General features: G+C 59.1%; 15 protein-coding genes and 1 pseudogene. 9 read left to right on the top strand and 7 right to left on the bottom strand.

All coding sequences use genetic code 11. The features are described from left to right. Window positions 1-228: 228 nt before the first annotated feature. Window positions 229-1,656, top strand: coding sequence for a cytochrome-c oxidase, cbb3-type subunit I (gene ccoN / locus ACMXYH_RS14425; protein ID WP_415767485.1), 1,428 nt, complete (start codon window positions 229-231; stop codon window positions 1,654-1,656). A 15-nt stretch (window positions 1,657-1,671) separates the two neighbouring features. Further along, complete coding sequence (locus ACMXYH_RS14420; protein ID WP_415767484.1) at window positions 1,672-1,893, top strand: cbb3-type cytochrome c oxidase subunit 3; 222 nt, start codon at window positions 1,672-1,674, stop codon at window positions 1,891-1,893. 144 nt (window positions 1,894-2,037) lie between these two features. Here ACMXYH_RS14420 and ACMXYH_RS14415 read toward each other — a convergent pair whose 3' ends face one another. Then, complete coding sequence (locus ACMXYH_RS14415; protein ID WP_046046933.1) at window positions 2,038-2,532, bottom strand: hypothetical protein; 495 nt, start codon at window positions 2,530-2,532, stop codon at window positions 2,038-2,040. Between the two features lie 69 nt (window positions 2,533-2,601). Next, a complete protein-coding gene (locus ACMXYH_RS14410) occupies window positions 2,602-3,378 on the bottom strand; it encodes an AraC family transcriptional regulator (RefSeq protein WP_415767482.1) in 777 nt (258 codons plus the stop codon). A 92-nt stretch (window positions 3,379-3,470) separates the two neighbouring features. On the opposite strand from ACMXYH_RS14410, the gene ACMXYH_RS14405 reads away from it, so the two are divergent. Beyond that, window positions 3,471-4,163, top strand: coding sequence for an aspartate/glutamate racemase family protein (locus ACMXYH_RS14405; RefSeq protein ID WP_415767481.1), 693 nt, complete (start codon window positions 3,471-3,473; stop codon window positions 4,161-4,163). Window position 4,164: 1 nt separating this feature from the next. On the opposite strand, the gene ACMXYH_RS14400 is transcribed toward ACMXYH_RS14405, so the two are convergent. The 4 genes and pseudogenes from ACMXYH_RS14400 to ACMXYH_RS14385 all read right to left on the bottom strand — a co-directional run bounded on the left by ACMXYH_RS14400 (window position 4,165) and on the right by ACMXYH_RS14385 (window position 7,574). Next, the gene (locus ACMXYH_RS14400) at window positions 4,165-4,686 is read right to left on the bottom strand and encodes a GNAT family N-acetyltransferase (RefSeq protein ID WP_415767479.1); all 522 of its coding nucleotides are present in this window, start codon (window positions 4,684-4,686) and stop codon (window positions 4,165-4,167) included. Window positions 4,687-4,768: 82 nt separating this feature from the next. Next, window positions 4,769-5,730: pseudogene (locus ACMXYH_RS14395) on the bottom strand (IS110 family transposase). Window positions 5,731-6,056: 326 nt separating this feature from the next. Further along, entirely contained in the window at window positions 6,057-7,037 is a 981-nt protein-coding gene (locus tag ACMXYH_RS14390; RefSeq protein WP_415767478.1) for a LysR substrate-binding domain-containing protein, read from the bottom strand. A gap of 87 nt (window positions 7,038-7,124) precedes the next feature. Next, complete coding sequence (locus ACMXYH_RS14385; RefSeq protein WP_415767477.1) at window positions 7,125-7,574, bottom strand: carboxymuconolactone decarboxylase family protein; 450 nt, start codon at window positions 7,572-7,574, stop codon at window positions 7,125-7,127. A 207-nt stretch (window positions 7,575-7,781) separates the two neighbouring features. Between ACMXYH_RS14385 and ACMXYH_RS14380 the strand changes: the two genes are divergently transcribed. The 4 genes from ACMXYH_RS14380 (at window position 7,782) to ACMXYH_RS14365 (ending at window position 11,181) form a co-directional block, all read left to right on the top strand. Further along, the gene (locus ACMXYH_RS14380) at window positions 7,782-9,215 is read left to right on the top strand and encodes a PLP-dependent aminotransferase family protein (protein ID WP_415767476.1); all 1,434 of its coding nucleotides are present in this window, start codon (window positions 7,782-7,784) and stop codon (window positions 9,213-9,215) included. Between the two features lie 123 nt (window positions 9,216-9,338). Then, window positions 9,339-9,632 (top strand): putative quinol monooxygenase, encoded by a 294-nt coding sequence (locus tag ACMXYH_RS14375; protein ID WP_008150809.1) that lies wholly within the window; start codon window positions 9,339-9,341, stop codon window positions 9,630-9,632. A 190-nt stretch (window positions 9,633-9,822) separates the two neighbouring features. Next, window positions 9,823-10,242, top strand: a complete 420-nt coding sequence (locus tag ACMXYH_RS14370) for a cupin domain-containing protein (protein ID WP_415767475.1) — start codon at window positions 9,823-9,825, stop codon at window positions 10,240-10,242. A 228-nt stretch (window positions 10,243-10,470) separates the two neighbouring features. After that, window positions 10,471-11,181, top strand: a complete 711-nt coding sequence (locus ACMXYH_RS14365) for an ATPase (RefSeq protein WP_134421587.1) — start codon at window positions 10,471-10,473, stop codon at window positions 11,179-11,181. Window positions 11,182-11,354: 173 nt separating this feature from the next. Here ACMXYH_RS14365 and ACMXYH_RS14360 read toward each other — a convergent pair whose 3' ends face one another. After that, complete coding sequence (locus tag ACMXYH_RS14360) at window positions 11,355-16,262, bottom strand: NAD-glutamate dehydrogenase (protein ID WP_129443840.1); 4,908 nt, start codon at window positions 16,260-16,262, stop codon at window positions 11,355-11,357. A gap of 503 nt (window positions 16,263-16,765) precedes the next feature. On the opposite strand from ACMXYH_RS14360, the gene ACMXYH_RS14355 reads away from it, so the two are divergent. Beyond that, window positions 16,766-17,119, top strand: a complete 354-nt coding sequence (locus tag ACMXYH_RS14355; RefSeq protein WP_129443838.1) for a hypothetical protein — start codon at window positions 16,766-16,768, stop codon at window positions 17,117-17,119. 294 nt (window positions 17,120-17,413) lie between these two features. Further along, window positions 17,414-18,373: an AAA family ATPase gene (locus ACMXYH_RS14350; RefSeq protein WP_008150800.1), complete on the top strand. Its 960-nt coding sequence runs from the start codon at window positions 17,414-17,416 to the stop codon at window positions 18,371-18,373.

Raw genomic sequence — 18,373 nt, 5'->3', positions numbered from 1 at the left:
CGGTGCTTGTGGTGTTGACTATGGACCTGTGGCGCAGCACGTTACAGATTCACCTGAATGGTAAAAAACCGTATCAGACTGCGGCTGATCACCGCAGGCATGCGCTTTATCTGATCCGCATAAACTCGGTTTTTCTGAGTCTGTTTTGTTTCCGGCAGGGTTTCTACAGTGCACGACATGCCAGTCCGGGTGGCCTGGCAAGACTTTGCAACCGTGGAAGCATTGACCATGAGCACAGCAACAATCGGACTGGCCTATAACTACAAGGTCGTCCGCCAATTCGTCGTGGCAACCGTGGTTTGGGGTGTCGTGGGGATGGCGATGGGGGTGTGGATCGCCTCGCAACTGGTGTGGCCACAGATGAACCTCGACCTGCCGTGGACCACCTTCGGCCGCTTGCGCCCGCTGCACACCAGCCTGGTGATTTTCGGCTTTGCCGGCAGCGCGCAATTCGCCGCCAGTTACTACGCGGTACAGCGTACCTGCCAGGTGCGGCTGTTTTCGGACAAGCTCGCGGCATTCACCTTTTGGGGCTGGCAGTCGGTAATCGTGGTGATGCTGATCACCCTGCCGCTGGGCTACACCACCACCAAGGAATACGCCGAGATCGAATTTTCCGGCGCGGTGTGGATGACGGTGGTCTGGGTCGCTTACGCCATTGTGTTCTTCACCACCGTGGTGCAACGCAAGACCAAACACATCTACGTCGGCAATTGGTTCTTCGGCGCGTTCATTGTGGTGATCGCCATGTTGCACGTGGTCAATCACCTGGCGATTCCGGTGGACTGGTTCAAGTCTTATCCGGTGTATTCCGGGGCGACCGACGCCATGGTGCAGTGGTGGTACGGGCACAACGCAGTGGGTTTCTTCCTGACCACCGGGTTCCTGGGGATGATGTACTACTTCGTGCCAAAACAGGTCGGGCGACCGGTGTATTCCTATCGGCTGTCGATCGTGCACTTCTGGGCGCTGATCACCCTGTACATCTGGGCCGGCCCGCACCACTTGCATTACACCGCGCTGCCGGATTGGGCGCAGTCGCTCGGCATGGCCATGTCGCTGATCCTGCTGGCACCGAGCTGGGGCGGAATGATCAACGGCATGATGACCCTCTCGGGTGCCTGGCATAAATTGCGCACCGACCCGATCCTGCGCTTTTTGGTGTTGTCCCTGGCCTTCTACGGCATGTCGACCTTCGAAGGGCCGATGATGGCGATCAAGACGGTGAACGCCCTCTCCCACTACACCGACTGGACCATCGGCCACGTTCACGCCGGCGCTCTGGGTTGGGTGGCAATGATCACCTTCGGCTCGCTGTACCACATGGTCCCGAAAGTCTTCGGCCGCAAGCAGATGTACAGCACGCCGCTGATCAACCTGCACTTCTGGCTGGCGACCATCGGCACCGTGCTGTACATCGCCTCGATGTGGGTCAACGGCATCACCCAGGGCCTGATGTGGCGGGCGATCAACGACGACGGCACGCTGACCTACTCCTTCGTCGAAGCCTTGCAGGCCAGCCATCCAGGGTTCGTGGTGCGCTTCGCCGGCGGTGTGTTCTTCCTCAGCGGCATGTTGCTGATGGCTTACAACGTCTGGCGCACAGTGCGGGTTTCGGACGTTGAAATGGCCCACCGCGAAGCGCAGATTGCCTGAGGCAAGGGGCTTGAGATGATTGAGGTCGTGCTGAATGTGTTGGGCGTCGCGGGGCTTTGGCTGGCGGTTGAATACTGCCTGAAACACCAGACAACAGAGAGTCTGGATGAAGCCAGTTTGATTCCGTTTGCCGATGACCCGGAGGTGGCGCGGCGAGTGGAATTGGCGACGGGCAAGCGTGTGAAGACGGTGGCGCCGGAAGAAGCGAAACCGGGTTGGGTCAACCTCGAAATTTGACGCAACGCAAATCCAATGTGGGAGCGGCGATGCGGCGATCCGACTTGCTCGCGAAGGCGGACTGTCATTCAACATTGATGTTGAATGTTATGGCCTCTTCGCGAGCAAGCCCGCTCCCACAGGGTATGTGTCAGGTCAGAGAGTTCAGCTGCGTTCGCGGGGAATCAGGCTCTGCAACTGCTGCGCCAAAAAGTTCGCATCGAACGCAAATGTATCCGGGTCTTTCAAGCCATTGGTCTTGCGCCATTGCCAGCTACTGGACGGTGGCAGGCACACCAGCGAAATGCTGCCGTAGCGCGCGGCCGTCAGGCCCATTACGGCCAGTGAAATCTGACCACCGGCACCCATCACATCCGGCACAAACTCCACCGGTTTACCGGCAATCACAATGGACAGCTTCTCGGTCTTGAAGGTTGACGTCTCGACCGGAACGCTCGGCCCCGAGGCGACATAGGCCTCGCGGCTCACCTCCAGCAGATTCGGCGCCTGGACCGGTTCCAGCCATTGCTGGATCTGATCGAACAGTTCACCAATGCGCGTCGCCCACACGGCCGATTGCGACTCGAACAGTTGCTTCTTGTGCGCTTCGCTTTCTGCGTAATGGCGAAGCATCTCACCCAGTTGCTGTACGTCGTCCATTGCGGTGTTCCTTTGTTGAAGCGGTGCTGCGGACTTTGAGCATGGCAGATGCGCGCTGCCGGCGTACGACTAAAAGCGTGAACGGTATTGGCTGGGGGTCATGGCCAGGTATTTGCGAAAGGCACTGCCCATGTGGGACTGATGGGCGAACCCCGCGTCCAGGGCGATGTCGGCCAGGGACAGGTCGGTGTGTTCGATCATCCGGCGTGCCGCCTGAAGCCGCACTTCAACGAGGTAAGCGTGGGGTGTCAGGCCGATGGCCCGGGTAAAGTCGCGCAGGAAGCGCAGCTCGTTTTGTCCGTAGGTGGCGGCCAATTGTTCCAGGGTCAGGGGTTCGTGGAACTGCTCGGCGATCTGATCCAGCACTTGGGTGAAAACCCTGGACGTGACACGTTGCGCGGTATTGGTCTTCGGGTTCATCAAACCAACGAATTCCACCGCCCTTTGCTCAAGCGCCAGCCTGTCCGGTTGCGGAGCGAGCAACAGACGCCGCAGTTCCCGGCCCAGCATCAGCGCGCGGCGATTGCCTGTAGACTGCACACGGCGGTCAACCGAGGGTAAACACTGATTAGCCAACGGCTCGTCCAGACGCATCAGCAGGTATTCGCCACCGCTGGCCGATTCGGAAAACACCTCCACGCCGACCGGGGTGTAAGCCAGTACGCCAGGCAAGGTGTCGAAATCCACCCGATGATCCGAATCGATGGCGTGCACGCCGTGTTGACGTTCCAGCGTCACCCCAAGGGTTTGCCACTGCACAGGGTCACGCGCGCTGTAAGCCGCACGGGGCAAAAGCTGCAAGCAGAGTCTGCCGCCCAGCAGCTCCTGGCTCAGCGCCGCTGGCATGTGAAATTTCCTGATAGATCGCGATGAAGAGCCACGGGTACTCTCAAATAAGGGCATGCTCGAACAAGGGTTGCCATCAACAGGAGCACGACATGCGCACCATCGGCCTTATCGGCGGCATGAGCTGGGAGTCCAGCGCCGAGTATTACCGTCTCATCAATCAGCAGGTACGCGACCGGCTCGGGCCGTTGCGTTCGGCGAAGTTGCTAATGTACAGCGTCGACTTTGGCCCTGTCGAACAGGCCCAGCATGCCGGGCGCTGGGACGATGCAGCGGCGATTCTGGTGGATGCGGCGCGTAGGCTAGAGGCCGGTGGTGCCGATTGCGTGGTGCTGTGTACCAACACCATGCATAAAGTGGCCGGGCAGATTCAGGCAGCGATCGCCATTCCCTTCCTGCACATCGCCGATCCGGCCGGTCAGGCTGCCGTCGATACGGGTGCGCTGGAGGTCGGATTGCTCGGCACAGCGTTCACCATGGAGCAGGACTTCCTCAAGGAACGCCTGACTTCAATGGGGCTGACCGTACTGGTGCCGGAGGCCAATGAACGTCAGGCCGTCCACCGGATCATCTATGACGAGTTGTGTGTCGGGGTGATCAGCGAGGCGTCACGCAAGGTGTATCAGCAGGTCATCGAATCACTGACCCGACGCGGCGCCCAGGCAATCATCCTCGGTTGCACGGAAATCGGCCTGCTGATCAAACCCGAGCACAGCGCCCTGCCCTTGCTCGACACCACCGAACTGCATGCACAGGCGGCGGTGGCGTTCGCGTTGGGCGAGTGACTCAACCGGCCTTGGGCGTGCGACGCAGCCGCGCCATACTCAAGGCATCGACCCATCCACCATCACGCACGGCGTAGTCGCGAAACAGCCCTTCGGTTTCGAAGCCGAACTTGCGATAAAGCCCGATGGCAGCTTCGTTGTCGGCGTAAACCGAAAGCTCGAGCCGTTGCAGGTTCATCCAGTTGTCAGCGATGTCCAGCGCCGCCGCCAACAGCTTCGAGCCGACGCCCTTGCCCTGCCAGCCCACCGCGACGCCCATGCCGAGATTGCCAGCATGGCTGCGACGGATCCTCGAAAACTGCTCCAGGCCGATATTGCCGATGACCGTCCCTTGATGCAGCGCCACCAGCTGCACCACACGCTCATTATCCGGCGCCAGGCGCTTGCGCCAGACTTCGGGGGACTGAAATGGCATTTGCAGTACCTGCCGGGTAATGGCCGGGTCGTTGTAGAGCGCGGTAATGCCGTCGATGTGGGATTCGTTGAAACGTTCGAGGGAGATGACAGCGTCAGTGGCGGACATGGGTGATTCATCCTTGATACAGACATGGCCGCCCACTCTATACCGCGTACTTGCGACATGGCGAGAACCCATGTGGGAGATTCTATGTTGCAGGGCAACCCCGCAACTTCAGGCCGGCTGGTATTTGCTCTGATTTTTCATCAGGGCAAATGCCACCCGGCAGAGTTTCCGGGCAAGGGCCACCAATGCCTGGGTTTTCGAGAAGCCTCTTGCCAAATATGACTCGTAAAACGGTTTCCATTTAGCTGAGCGACAGGCTGCCATTGCGGCGTTGTAAGCCAACCGGCGTACTTCCGGATCCCCTTTTTTGGTCAAGTGCCGGGGGCCGTTCTTCTTCCCGGAGTCATCGACCGTAAGGTCCATCCCTAGAAACGCGATGAACGCATCACTATTGGCAAAATCACCGCGCATAAAGGTCGTCGCCAACCCGGTTGCAGTCAGTTCGCCAACCCCTTCGATGGCTTTGCAGCGGTCGATATTCTCTTCAATACCCGCCTCTTTGCAGACCTTGCGCAGCAGTTTCTGAATGGCCTGATCCGCTTGCTTGAAGGCCTTTTGCTGGGCGGTCTGCACTTTCTTCAACAAGGGTTCATTGGCCCAGCTCAGCATCAGACCGGCATGGTTCTGGATTAGCGTTGCACGCCTGTGGAGCAGGCTTTTCAGCGAGGTGTAGGCCTTGGGTGGCGGGCTCCAGATCCGCAGTCCGTCTTGTTCGTTCGTCAAATAACGCGCCAGCAGACGGGCATCGCAGGGATCGTTCTTGGCTCGCTGGCCGATGCCGCGGCGATAGTTGCTCACCCGATAAGCATCCACGACATAGACCTGGTGACCCATCGCATGGGCCAACTCGACAGTGTCCAGGTGGTAGATGTTGGTGGCTTCAACGGCGATAGCGCTTTGGGCGGGCAATGTTTTAAGCCAGCGTTTAAGGGCTGTTCGATCGTTCTTGATGGCGTCAGTGGTTTGCAGGTCGGAGCGATAGATAACTATTTCAGCCTTGGCGATATCGATGCCAACAACCGTCTGCGAAGTAAGGATTGTCATGACGAATCCTCGGAGCTAGGGTTTAAGAGCTTGTCGGGGTCTACCGTTGCGCTGGCTTGCCTCTATCGTCGGTTTTACCGATGAATTCCTTATCGGCGCTTTGGGTAGAAAGGGCGGGACGAGAAGTCTCCCACGGTCTGTACTGGTCAGAGTCAGAATCGAGCTTTTAGTCCCGCCCACCCCTTCAAGTCTAAACATACAAGCGAGCTTGGTCCGGGCGGCGATCCGACGATGGGGCCATCACATTCAACATTGATGTCGACTGTCCGGCCGCTATCGTCGGATCGCCGCCCGGACCAAGCACGCTCCCACATTTTGGACGGCGGTCACCCTTCGAACCACTCCCGCCGCTCTTCGAAGGTGTTCTGGATCAGATCAACGATCATCTGCACCTGCGCTGAACCCTCGGACTCGGCATTGACCGCCATCCACACCTGGCGCTGCATCGGTTGACTGAACAGCCCCGGCAATTCAATCAGGCCGCGGTCGAATCGACTGATGTATCCGGGCAGCAGGCCAATGCAGGCGCTGCAACGGATCATCTCCAGCATCAGCTCATAGGAATGCAACTGCACCACCCCGGCCAGGCGCTGGTCCACGAGGGTATTCCACGGGCGAAAACAGTCGACCTGACGGTCATGCTGCCATTGCACCAGCAGGAAATCCGCCAGGTCATCGAGGCTGTCAGGGCGGGACGCGACCCGTGAATAACGTTTGGCGATGTGGGGCAGGTAGTCGAGCCGCGCCAGACGCCGAGGCTCGCTGACAGCAAAACTCGGGCCTGGCAGCGGTGAATCGGTGCCGGCCAGCCACAGCACCACATCGGCACTGACCGCTTGCAGGGACAGTTCACTGTCGAGGGTGATGATGTCCAGGCGCACGCTGGCGTTACGCCGCAACAAGGCAACCAGATCGCGACCGAGAATGTCATGCAGGATCGATTCGGCGACGGCCAGGCGAATCAACGGCTGTTCGGTCACCGGCAAATCGCGCTCGTGGGCCAAAGCAATCAACTGCGATTGCAGCTGCACCCCGTCACGACTGAGGGCAACGCCATTCTCTGAGTGGCTGAAAAGCGAACACTGCAGGTGCGCTTCAAGCTGCGCCAATTGTTTGCGCAGCTGGGTGGTCTTGATGTTGAGACTGCGGGCCGCTTGCATGAAACAGCCGCAACGGGCACTGACCCGAAAAGACTGCGCCAGCACCGGATCGATCCCTGCCGCCAGTGCGCGCCAGGATGAAGTCTTTTCAACGGGCGAGCGGTACTCGGCAATTTGCTGACGATCCGTGGTTTCCATAAATGGCATCGCTGACTCCCTGTCGATCTGTCCTTGAAAGCCTCATCCTGCGCAGCGTTTATGAACCTGATGTGACACTCGGGGCGGAAAATCGATTCAGCCGCCAGGGGTTTGCCGGAAACTCACCGCCAGGCGATTCCAGCTGTTAATCGTGGTGACGGCGATGGTCAGGTCGACCATCTCGCCTTCGCTGAACTGCTCCAGGGCCTGCGCGTAGACGTCGTCCGGCACATGGTTTTCAGAGAGCAAGGTGACGGCTTCGGTCCAGGCCAGCGCCGCGCGTTCTCGCGCATTGAAGAAGCCGCTGTCGCGCCAGACCACGATCGAATACAACCGACGGTCAGTCTCGCCCAGGCGCCGGGCATCCACCGAGTGCATGTCGGTGCAGAAGGCGCAGCCATTGAGTTGCGAGGCTCGGATTTTGATCAAGTGCAGCAAGGCCGGCTCGATGCTGAGGTTGCTGGTCAAGGCCTCCATGGCAATCATCGCTTTCATCGCTTTCATCGCTTTGGGCGATGCGCTGTAGTAATCCAGGCGGGGGTTCATGGAGTGACCTCGTGGATCGAATGTGTGCCCCTCAAGGTAGGCGTTGATACGCAGGCGTTACAGATCCAATTCTGCGAAATACCCGTGGACCACTCAGGCACCAGACCAATCGGAGGTTTTTCGCCCTCGCAACTTTTGCGCTGGCGCTCATGCGGGTAATCTGGCCCGACGCACACGCGCCTCAATCGCCCCAGGAGCCTCGCCGGTATGGAACTTCACGTTGTCATCAACGGCCGCAAGGACCTGGCAGGCCAGTTGTACAATCAACTGCGCAGCGCCATCGAATCCGGCCGTCTGGCAGCCGGGACGCAACTACCGCCCAGTCGTTTACTCGCTGAACAATTGGGCATTTCGCGCAAGACCATTTCCGACACCTACACGCAACTGACCTACGAAAACTTCCTCACCGGGGTCATCGGCAAAGGCACCTACGTCAATGCCCGACCGGCGAAAATCACCCGTAAACAGAGCCATTCGGAGTTGGCCAGTGCCGAGGTCATCGAGTCCTGGCGCAACCTGCCGGTGTTCCTTCGCCATCCGACACTGGAAGGCTCGTTGCGCTACGACTTCATCGGCGGCGCCACTAGCAAGGGCCAGTTTCCCCAGGATGACTGGCGGCGCTGCACCGCTCACGCCTTGCGCCAGATCGCCGCTTCCAAGGGTTTCTACAGCCTGCCCGAAGGCCTGCCGGCGCTACGCAATGCGATCGCCCGGCACATCGCGTTTTCCCGCGGGGTCAATTGCCAGGACGAAGACGTGGTCGTGTGCAACGGCGCGCAACAGGCACTGGACCTGATCTCCCGGGTGCTCACCCGTCCCGGCAGCATTGTCGCCATGGAAGACCCCGGCTATCCGCCTGCACGCCTGTTGTTCGGTACCCACGGCGCCACGGTGATCGGCGTCCCGGTGGATGCGGAAGGCATTCAGGTGGACAAGATTCCCCTTGGCACCCGGCTGATCTATGTCACTCCGTCCCACCAGTTCCCGCTCGGCATGCCGATGAGCCAGGCGCGCCGGGTGGCGCTGCTGGAGCGGGCTCATGAGTTGGGCGCGATCATCATCGAGGACGATTACGACAGCGAATTCCGCTACGAAGGCCGGCCCACCGACTCGCTGCAAAGCATGGACGAACGCGGCATCGTCGCCTACGTCGGAACCTTTTCGAAAACCCTGCTGCCGGAGCTGCGCCTGGGTTATGCGATCCTGCCGCCAGCGATTCTCGAAGCGGTCATTCGCGCCAAGCAGCTCACCGATCTGCACACGTCCACCCTGCCCCAATGGGCGCTGGCCAAGTTCATCGCCGAAGGCTGTCTGCTCAAGCACATTCGGCGCTGCCATACGATCTATGCCGGGCGTCGTGAGCGGATCCTCGAGCGCATGGCCGGCGATCTTTCACCGTGGCTAGAGGCTGTCCCGACTACCGCCGGGTTCCACATGGTGGTTATGTGCAAAGTGTCTATCGATATTCCATTGGTGATTACACTTGCGAAAAAGGTCGAAGTCGGGCTGTATCCCATCGACAGTTTTTTCTATCAGCAAGCGCCGCAGGCCGGGCTTTTCCTCGGTTTTGGCGCCATCGAAACCCTCGACATCGACATCGCCCTGGACCGCCTGCGGGACATTTTGCAGCAGGTTGCCTGACGGATTGGTCTGCGTTTTTATCCCGCGATTGGCTATTGGTGGTCCGGGGATGCGGGCCTATCCTGCATAAGTGTTATCCCTCAATGAGCAGGATTCGTCCGGCCTGATTCAGGAGTGTGAGCAATGTCCAACGAAGTGATCAATACCGTTAAGGTGCAGGCCGCCGCCGGCCGCTCGGACGAACTGGGCAAGCAACTGCAAAAAATTGTCGACACCCTGCGCGAACTACCGGGCTGTGATTCCTATATGGTCGACCGCTGCCCCGAGGACGACAACCGCTGGACTGTCAGCGCCCGCTGGCAATCGGAAGCGGCCATGCAAATGCATTTCAACTGCCCTGAAGTACAAGGCTTTATCGGCCTGATCGACAGCCGTCTGGCCAACAGCGTCGACTTCAACAGTTTTCCTATCGTTTAGAAAATTAGGTCGCCGCCTTCGGCCACTCCTACAGGGCAATGGGTACCCCTGCAGGAGTGGCTGGAGGCGGCGATCTTGTTTTTTCAACGCGCATGATTGGTCCCCTCGCCTTCACGAAAATTGGCTGTTTGATTGGCCTTGGCCGAGACTTACTGTGGTCCCTGACGACTAACCAAAGCAGGTGATACCCATGAAAGCCTTCCGCTACTGCGCTGCCCCCCTCGCCGCTCTCGCCGCCCTCGCCCTGACCGTTTCCGCTGCGGCATTCGCCCACGAGCCTTCGGAAAAAGTCACGGTGTTGCAGGACCAGATGCTGAAAAACGTGCCGGGTAAAAAAGCGCTGATGATCGAAGTCGATTACAAACCCGGCCAATCGTCCATTGCCCACAAGCACGAGGGCACGGCCATGGCTTACGTTATTTCTGGATCGATCGTTTCTCAAGTGAAAGGCGAGCAACCGAAGACCTACAAGGCCAGTGAGTATTGGTATGAACCGGCCGGATCGGAACATTTGGTCTCGAAAAATGCCAGCGCCACCAAACCTGCCAAACTCTTGGTGTTTATGGTGTTAGCGCCCGACGAAAAAGTATTGATCCCTTTGGAAAACTGATAGCTGTTGCGCCAGCCATAAATAAACAGGCTCGAATTAAGCATTCGGGCCTTTTTATTTCCCGGCGTAATTAACCGGGGTCTTTTAAACCAAACAAAACTAGTAGTCACCTGACAAGTGCAGTGATTGGCCATTTCATTCAGTGACGACAGGTTTAGTCTGGAATCTCCGCCGCCTGTGTCCGGCCTATCAACGTTCCGACCCAAGTTGTTTCACGGGAGAAACACCATGAAACTTGCACTTGTCAGCACCTTGACGATGACGATTCTTTTAACGGGCTGTTCAATACCCACTGCACCGAAGGCTGTTTCTTCGCTCGACGGCGTCTTCACCGAGCCGGTGGGCCGCAGCAGCGCCACGCATGTCACCAATGGCAGCAACGTGTCCCTGGGCATCGTCTACAGCCGCAACACTCAGACTAACCGCGCCTACCTTCAGGATTACCAGGCCAACGCCGGCACCGGTTTCGGCCAGAGCCTGCTGGTGCAGTCGATTCACGACGCCTACGTTGCCACCTCCAAACCGGACCTTGCGGTGGACTGGGTCAAAGCATCCTTGCAACGTCAGTTTGGCTCGGTGACCGTATACCCCGACATGCAAAGTCTCAGGGCAGCTAAACCGGACGTGGTCGCCATCGTCGACACGCGCAGTCAATTGATGACATCTCGCAGTTCGGATATCAGCGCGAATGTCAGCGCAGCGTTCTACGACACCCACTTCAACTACATCGGCACTGCGCAAGGGCATGACGCTAAAGAACTGAGTCCGGTATGGGCGGACTATAAACGCAGCGAAGAGATAGTTGCCGACATTAACGAACAACAAAACGTGCAAGTTCGGGCCTTGCAGAAGTTTGACCAGTCGCTCAGCAATTTATTGACTAGACCGACAGATAAAGTGTCGATGATCGATAACACAACAGGCATAAATTTGTATTGAATGTGATACCCCCTTCGCGAGCAAGTCCGCTCCCACATTGATTATGTGTACGACGCAAAACTAATGTGGGAGCGGGCTTGCTCGCGAAAGGGTCCGACCAAACGACACAAATCCATCAGACCAAAAAAAAGCCCCGCCTCTTTCGAGACGGGGCTTCTTCATTCAGCGCCTGATCAGGCGGCCGGCTCCAACTCAGCGCTGGCAGTGACAGCGGCAGTGGTAGGCACTACCGCTTGACCGCTCAACGCCAGATCCAGCAACTCACGGTTGGCCACCGCATACATGGCGTAATCAGTGCCGCTGGCGGCACGGATTTCTACCAGCATGGCGCGCCAGCGTTCGATCATGCCTTCGTGCTCTTCCATCCACAGCTCCAGACGGGTTTCCACGTCCTGGGTGCCGTCGCCCTGTTGCAGGACCGAGATGGTGATTGCACGTTGTTGCCAGTCGACGTCATCTCGGAACGCTTCACGGGCCAGGGCCTGCCAGTTGTTTTCAACCGGCAGAGCGCTGATCTGTTGCAGGTACCAGGTGATGTCCAGCGCGCTACCAACAGCGAAGTAAGCCTTCGCCACGTCAGCTGCGTTCTGACCGGTCACGTCGGACGCTTCGATGATCGGCAGCAAGGTGTACAGGTGAGTGGTGCCTGCAACCATGCGCGCCAGCAACTCAGGAACGCCAGCCGCAACGTACGCCTGATAACGGGTCTGCCAGCCTTCGCGGGTCGGGCCTTCCAGCAGTTCGTCGAGCTTGAGGCCCAGCGCTGCCAGATGTGGACCGAAGTGCGCGACGTCACGGGCAGCATTCTGCTCGTTGCGACGGCTGCGCAGGAACCAGCGCGTAGCGCGACGGCCCAGACGCATCAGCTCATCCATCAGTTCCAGTTGCACGTCAGCGGAAACCTGGTAGTCCAGGGCTTCTATCTGCCGGAACCAGTGCGGGAGGTGGAAGATATCCCGAACAATTACATATGCACCGGCAACATTCGCCGGGCTCATGCCGGTCGACTCTTTGAGTCGTTGAACGAAGGTGATGCCCATGTGGTTGACCAGATCGTTGGCGATCTGGGTGCTGACGATCTCACGCTTCAGGCGGTGACGGCGCATGGCGTCGGCGAACTTGCTCACCAGGGTCGGCGGGAACGCAGTTTCCATGTCGCGCGTCAGGTAAGCGTCATCCGGCACCTGGGAGTTGAGCAGCGCTTCCTTGAGGTCGATCTTGCTGTAGGAGATCAGCACCGACAGCTCGGCACGGGTCAGGCCGTGGCCTTCCGCGAGGCGCTCGTTGATCGCTTCTTCAGACGGCAGGAACTCGATGGCGCGATCCAGCTTGCCGCGGCCTTCCAGATCGTTCATCAGACGCTTGTATTCGGCAATCCGCACGAAGGCACGGCGTGCTGCGAGAGACAGCGCCTGAGTCTGCTTGTAGTTGTTACCGAGCACCAGGTTGCCGACTTCGTCGGTCATGCTCGCCAGCAACTGGTTACGTTGCTTGTCGGTCATGTCACCGGCATGAACCACTTCGTTCAGCAGAATCTTGATGTTCACTTCGTGGTCAGAGCAGTCCACACCACCGGCGTTGTCGATGAAGTCGGTGTTGGAACCGCCGCCATTGAGGCCGAATTCGACACGACCCAGCTGGGTCATACCGAGGTTACCGCCCTCGCCCACGACTTTGCAGCGCAGTTCGTTGCCGTTCACGCGCAGTGCATCGTTGGCCTTGTCGCCGACATCGGCGTGGCTTTCGCTGCTGGCTTTGACGTAAGTACCGATACCGCCGTTCCACAACAGATCCACCGGTGCCTTGAGCAAGGCATTCAGCAGTTCGGTCGGGGTCAGCTTGTCCGCCTGAATGTCGAAGCGCTCTTTCATCTGCGGGGAAATCGCGATGCTTTTCGCGCTACGGGAGAAGATCCCGCCGCCTTCGGACATGATGCTGGTGTCGTAATCCGACCAGGCCGAACGCGGCAGGTCGAACAGGCGCTGACGCTCGGCGAAGCTGTTGGCCGGCTCCGGGTTCGGGTCGATGAAGATGTGCAGGTGGTTGAACGCTGCGACCAGTTGCAGCTTGTCGGACATCAACAAGCCGTTACCGAATACGTCACCGGCCATGTCGCCGACGCCGACCACCGTGATGTTGTCTTCCTGAACATTGATGCCGCGTTCACGGAAGTGACGTTGAACGCCAACCCACGCGCCCTTGGCGGTGATGCCCATTTTCTTGTGGTCGTAACCGGCCGAGCCGCCCGATGCGAATGCATCGCCGAGCCAGAAGCCGTAGTCGATGGCGATGCCGTTGGCGATGTCGGAGAAGGTTGCAGTGCCTTTGTCCGCTGCCACCACCAGGTACGGGTCATCATCGTCATGACGCACGACGTTGGCCGGCGGTACCAGCGCGCCGTCTTTCAGGTTGTCGGTGATGTCCAACAGGCCCGAGATGAAGATGCGGTAGCAGGCGATGCCCTCGGCCGCGATCTCGTCACGGCTGCCGCCCAGTGGCAAGCGACGCGGCAGGAAGCCGCCCTTGGCGCCCACCGGCACGATGACCGAGTTCTTCACTTGCTGGGCTTTTACCAGGCCCAGGACTTCGGTACGGAAGTCTTCTTCACGGTCGGACCAGCGCAGACCACCGCGAGCAACGTTGCCGAAGCGCAGGTGCACGCCTTCGACGCGTGGCGAGTAAACGAAGATTTCGAACTTCGGTACTGGCTTCGGCAGCTCTGGAATCTGGTGCGGGTTGAACTTGAAGCTGAAGTAGGACTTGTTCTGACCGTGCGCGTCGGTCTGGTAGAAGTTGGTCCGCAGGGTGGCCTTGATCAGGTCCAGGTAGCGACGCAGGATACGGTCTTCGTTCAACACCTGGACGTCGTCCAGTGCGCTCAGAATCGCGTGTTCCAGACGTTGCTGCTTGTCTTCCAGATCGTCAGTACCGAGCTTGCGGGCCAGGTAGAAACGGGTTTTGAACAACCGGGTCAACTCGCGAGCGATGTCGGTGTGGTTGTTCAGGGTGCTGGCGATGTAACCCAGGTCGAAGCCCAGGCGAATCTGCTTCATGTAACGGGCGTAGGCACGCAGCAGCGCGACATCGCGCCATGGCAGGCCGGCGGTCAGCACCAGGCGGTTGAACGCATCGTTCTCGGCATCGCCGCGCACGATGTGGACGAACGCGTCCTGCAAGGTGTCGTTGAGTTGCTGGATGTCGAGTTCCAGGCCTTCAGCGGCGGTGAACGCGAAATCGTGAATCCAGAACTCGCGGCCATTGTTGTGACGCAGGCGATACGGGAATTCACCCAACACGCGCAGGCCAAGGTTTTCAAGGATCGGCAACACGTCGGACAGTGCCAGCGGGGTATCGGCGTGATACAGCTTGCAGTGCAGCTCGCGTTGACCGGACACCTGGCCCAGTGGCTGATAGAAGCTCATCACCAGCGGATTGGATTCTTTCAGGCTCAGCAGGTGCTGCATGTCGACCACAGCCGAATGCGCGGCGAAACGCTCGCGGTAACCGGCCGGGAAGCCTTTCGGGAAGTCGGCCAACACGTTGGTGCCATGGGCTTCGCCGAAGGTTTCGACGGTCAGGGCCGAGTAGTCGTCCTGCCAGCTGCGGCAAGCCTGGATCACTTCGTTTTCCAGCTGCTGCGGGTCGATGTCCAGACGGTTTTTCGGATCAACACGCAGAATCAGTTGCACACGGGCCAGCACGGACTCGGAGAAGAAGGTCCAGAACTCGCAGTCCGAGGCTTTCAGGCGATCCATCAGCACTTGCTGGATCTTCTGGCGCACTTCGGTGGAGTAGATGTCGCGCGGCACGTAGGCCAGGCAGTAGCAGAAGCGGCCGTACGGGTCTTTGCGCAGGAACACGCGAATCTTGTTGCGTTCCTGGATCTGCACAATCGACATCACGGTGGCAAACAGTTCGTCGACCGGGGTCTGGAACAGGTCGTCGCGGGGCAGCACTTCAACTACCTGCGCCAGTTCCTTGCCCAAGTGAGCCTTGGCCTGGAAGCCGGAACGGCGTTCGATTTCTTCGACCTTGCGGCGGATGTACGGGATGACCCGCACGCTCTCGCCATACACCGAGGAGGTGTACAGGCCCATGAAACGGCATTCCTTGATGACGTTGCCGTCGGCGTCGATTTCACGGATCGACACGTAATCCGGGTAAGCCGGACGGTGTACACGGCTCGGGTGCGCAGCCTTGGCGAACGACAGCAGCGTCGGTTCGCGCAGGTAGTTCACGGCGTAGTCTTCGATGCGCAGGTCATCGTAGGTCAGGCCGGTGCGCAGCAATTTGGTCAGGCCGAGGAAGGAGTCCTGGTCGTAAACGATGTGGCCGCCATCAGCTTCATCGCGAACCACGAACTCTTCATAGCCGAGGAAGGTGAAGTGGTTGCCCACGAGCCATTCCAGGAAGCTTTTGATTTCGGCTTTTTCTTCAAAATCGACAGCGAACTGGCTGTTGTCCAGGCCGGTGAGGATTTCCTGGACCTTGGCTTTCATCGGCTCGAAATCGGCGACCGCGACGCGGACTTCACCGAGAACCTGTTCCAATTCCTTGCTCAGGACATTCAGTTCGGCCGAGTTGGCGCAACGGTCGATTTCCAGGTACATCAACGACTCTTGCAGTACGTCGTCGCCCTGGGTGCCTTTCGGCAGGATTTCCAGCAGCTCGCCCTTGCTGCCGCGACGCACGCTCAGCACAGTGGTTTGCAGGGTGTGGATGCTGTAGCCGCGACGGTTCAGCTCGGTGCGTACCGAGTCCACCAGAAATGGCAGGTCGTGGTGCAGCACTTCGACCGCGGTGTGGGTCGACTGCCAGCCGTGGCGTTCGTAATCGGGGTTGTAGACGCGCACTTGCGGTTGCGCGTGATCGAAGCGCTCAAGCAGGCGCCACGCAGAAAGGGTGCAGCCGGCGAGGTCGGACAACCGACGCTGGGTCAGCTCGTCCAGGGAAATGATGCCGAAAAATTGTTCCGCGAACAGCGCCACTTGTGGCAGTGCCTGTTCACTGATGTGCTGGGCCAGTGCCGCTTGCAGTTGGTGCTGGAAGTCGGCTTTGCTGGCTGCGGTGAAGAACGCCATCTGTGGTACTCCGCTTGGGCTTGTTATTGATGGAAGCGTCGCGTGCAAACCCCTTTCGGGGTAATCCGTCACCCTGTTCCTGATTCTCGGGCAGAGGAAACAGGATGACAGGTGGGTGAAGCTGGACGAGACACTCAGGTCACATTCACCTTCCATGAATGGGCATCTGCAAAAACGACTGGGCAAGGTACAGCGCAATGTCTTTACAGGTGCTCATCCGTTGCGCAGCTTAACCAGTGCGGCAAGGCCCGTGCTTGCAGCGCTGCGACATATTCGGTCATCGGTACGCAGCTTGCGCCTTGTGCATCGAACAACACTAGCAGCCGCACAGCAAAACGGGGGATTCAAGCCCGGTTTTGCGGCACATCCGTACCAGAAATGACCAGCAACACCCCAAATGTTCACGACACATCCTCTGACACTCAGGCGAGCAGAAATTCCCGAGGGCTGGCAGAATCGCCCTTTGTTCGTCTTCACAACGCTCGTCGAGCCAGGAATTCCCCATGCAAATGACCACCGCCCTCTTGATCGTCAACCCGTGCGACGACGAAGAAGACAACATGGCCATGCTCTGCTGCCACAGCGATCAGGGCGATATGTTCCTGATGACCCGCTACCCGGACGAGGACGCGCTGGACATCACCCTCGACGGCGAGCCTTCGACGCTGGACGGCGTCAAAGTCACCCTCAGCCCTACCCGCCTGCTGATCGAAATCGCGGCGGCGGACGCTGATGCGCTGAATGGTGATGATTCGCTGGAAATCATTCACAGCACTGATGCGGCGGATTTGGCGGAAGTGGAAGAAACACTGCAAAACATCCTTAAAGGCACTGGCACCTATATCAGCCAGCTCTAAGCCTCGGATTCTCGAGTGTCTGAACTGGCGCCATCGCGAGCAAGCTCGCTCCCACATTTGATCGCATTTTCTTGAAACAACTCGGTCACCTGTGGGAGCGAGCTTGCTCGCGATGAGGCCCGAGAGTTCACTCCCCTACCCTGGTCCTACAAATTTCAAACAATCTTGCCGGTCAATTCCCGCACTTTGCACAAAATGCCGTTAGTCGCCGCCCCCCGCGATAGATTAAAGTAACGCCCCCAGCCCTGGCGTTATTCGAACGTCTTCGGTCACCCTTTCCAGGAACAGTCATCGATGGAACATCGTGAAGCGCTGCTAGCGCTGCGAACCTTTCTTTCAACGCAGATTCTCGGCCAGGAAAAACTCATCGAGCGCTTGCTCATCGCCTTGCTCGCCGACGGCCACATGCTGGTCGAGGGCGCTCCGGGCCTGGCCAAGACCAAGGCCATCAAAGAACTCGCCGAAGGCATCGAAGCACAGTTCCATCGCATCCAGTTCACCCCCGACCTGTTGCCCGCCGACATTACCGGTACGGAAATCTATCGCCCGGAAACCGGCAGCTTCGTGTTCCAGCAAGGCCCGATCTTCCACAACCTGGTGCTGGCGGACGAAATCAACCGTGCCCCGGCCAAGGTTCAGTCGGCCTTGCTCGAAGCCATGGGCGAGCGCCAGGTCAGCGTCGGGCGCAGCACATACGAGCTGTCGCCGCTGTTCCTGGTAATGGCCACGCAAAACCCGATCGAGCAGGAAGGCACCTATCCATTGCCCGAAGCTCAGCTCGACCGGTTCCTGATGCACGTGAAAATCGGCTTCCCGGACGCCGCCGTCGAACGTCGGATCCTGCAACAGGCCCGTGGCGAAGCGTTGAATGGCGAAACCAAGCCCGAGCGCCGGGTCAGCCAGCAGGCGATCTTCGCCGCGCGCAAGGAAATCCTCGGCTTGTATATGGCCGACGCCGTGGAGGAATACCTGGTGCAACTGGTCATGGCCACGCGCACCCCGGCCAAGTTCGACCCGGAGATGGCCGAGTGGATCGCCTACGGCGCCAGCCCGCGCGGTTCGATTGCCCTCGACCGTTGCGCCCGGGCCCACGCCTGGCTGGCCGGTCGCGACTTTGTCAGCCCGGAAGACATTCAAGCGGTGCTGTTCGATGTGCTGCGTCACCGCATCATTCTTTCCTTTGAAGCCGAAGCCGCGGGCATCGACCAGGACCGAGTGGTCCAGCGGATTCTCGACGTCGTAGCCGTCGCTTGA

It is taken from the genome of Pseudomonas frigoris, from assembly GCF_047758635.1.
In the GTDB taxonomy this organism is placed as follows: Bacteria; Pseudomonadota; Gammaproteobacteria; order Pseudomonadales; family Pseudomonadaceae; genus Aquipseudomonas; species Aquipseudomonas frigoris.
This window is presented reverse-complemented; position numbering and strand designations above follow the sequence as displayed.

Excerpts from the sequence above, each read along its gene's own strand:
- ccoN (WP_415767485.1), top strand. The coding sequence starts at position 229 with ATGAGCACAGCAACAATCGGACTGGCCTATAACTACAAGGTCGTCCGC.
- ACMXYH_RS14420 (WP_415767484.1), top strand. The coding sequence starts at position 1,672 with ATGATTGAGGTCGTGCTGAATGTGTTGGGCGTCGCGGGGCTTTGGCTG.
- ACMXYH_RS14415 (WP_046046933.1), bottom strand. The coding sequence starts at position 2,532 with ATGGACGACGTACAGCAACTGGGTGAGATGCTTCGCCATTACGCAGAA.
- ACMXYH_RS14410 (WP_415767482.1), bottom strand. The coding sequence starts at position 3,378 with ATGCCAGCGGCGCTGAGCCAGGAGCTGCTGGGCGGCAGACTCTGCTTG.
- ACMXYH_RS14405 (WP_415767481.1), top strand. The coding sequence starts at position 3,471 with ATGCGCACCATCGGCCTTATCGGCGGCATGAGCTGGGAGTCCAGCGCC.
- ACMXYH_RS14400 (WP_415767479.1), bottom strand. The coding sequence starts at position 4,686 with ATGTCCGCCACTGACGCTGTCATCTCCCTCGAACGTTTCAACGAATCC.
- ACMXYH_RS14390 (WP_415767478.1), bottom strand. The coding sequence starts at position 7,037 with ATGCCATTTATGGAAACCACGGATCGTCAGCAAATTGCCGAGTACCGC.
- ACMXYH_RS14385 (WP_415767477.1), bottom strand. The coding sequence starts at position 7,574 with ATGAACCCCCGCCTGGATTACTACAGCGCATCGCCCAAAGCGATGAAA.
- ACMXYH_RS14380 (WP_415767476.1), top strand. The coding sequence starts at position 7,782 with ATGGAACTTCACGTTGTCATCAACGGCCGCAAGGACCTGGCAGGCCAG.
- ACMXYH_RS14375 (WP_008150809.1), top strand. The coding sequence starts at position 9,339 with ATGTCCAACGAAGTGATCAATACCGTTAAGGTGCAGGCCGCCGCCGGC.
- ACMXYH_RS14370 (WP_415767475.1), top strand. The coding sequence starts at position 9,823 with ATGAAAGCCTTCCGCTACTGCGCTGCCCCCCTCGCCGCTCTCGCCGCC.
- ACMXYH_RS14365 (WP_134421587.1), top strand. The coding sequence starts at position 10,471 with ATGAAACTTGCACTTGTCAGCACCTTGACGATGACGATTCTTTTAACG.
- ACMXYH_RS14360 (WP_129443840.1), bottom strand. The coding sequence starts at position 16,262 with ATGGCGTTCTTCACCGCAGCCAGCAAAGCCGACTTCCAGCACCAACTG.
- ACMXYH_RS14355 (WP_129443838.1), top strand. The coding sequence starts at position 16,766 with ATGCAAATGACCACCGCCCTCTTGATCGTCAACCCGTGCGACGACGAA.
- ACMXYH_RS14350 (WP_008150800.1), top strand. The coding sequence starts at position 17,414 with ATGGAACATCGTGAAGCGCTGCTAGCGCTGCGAACCTTTCTTTCAACG.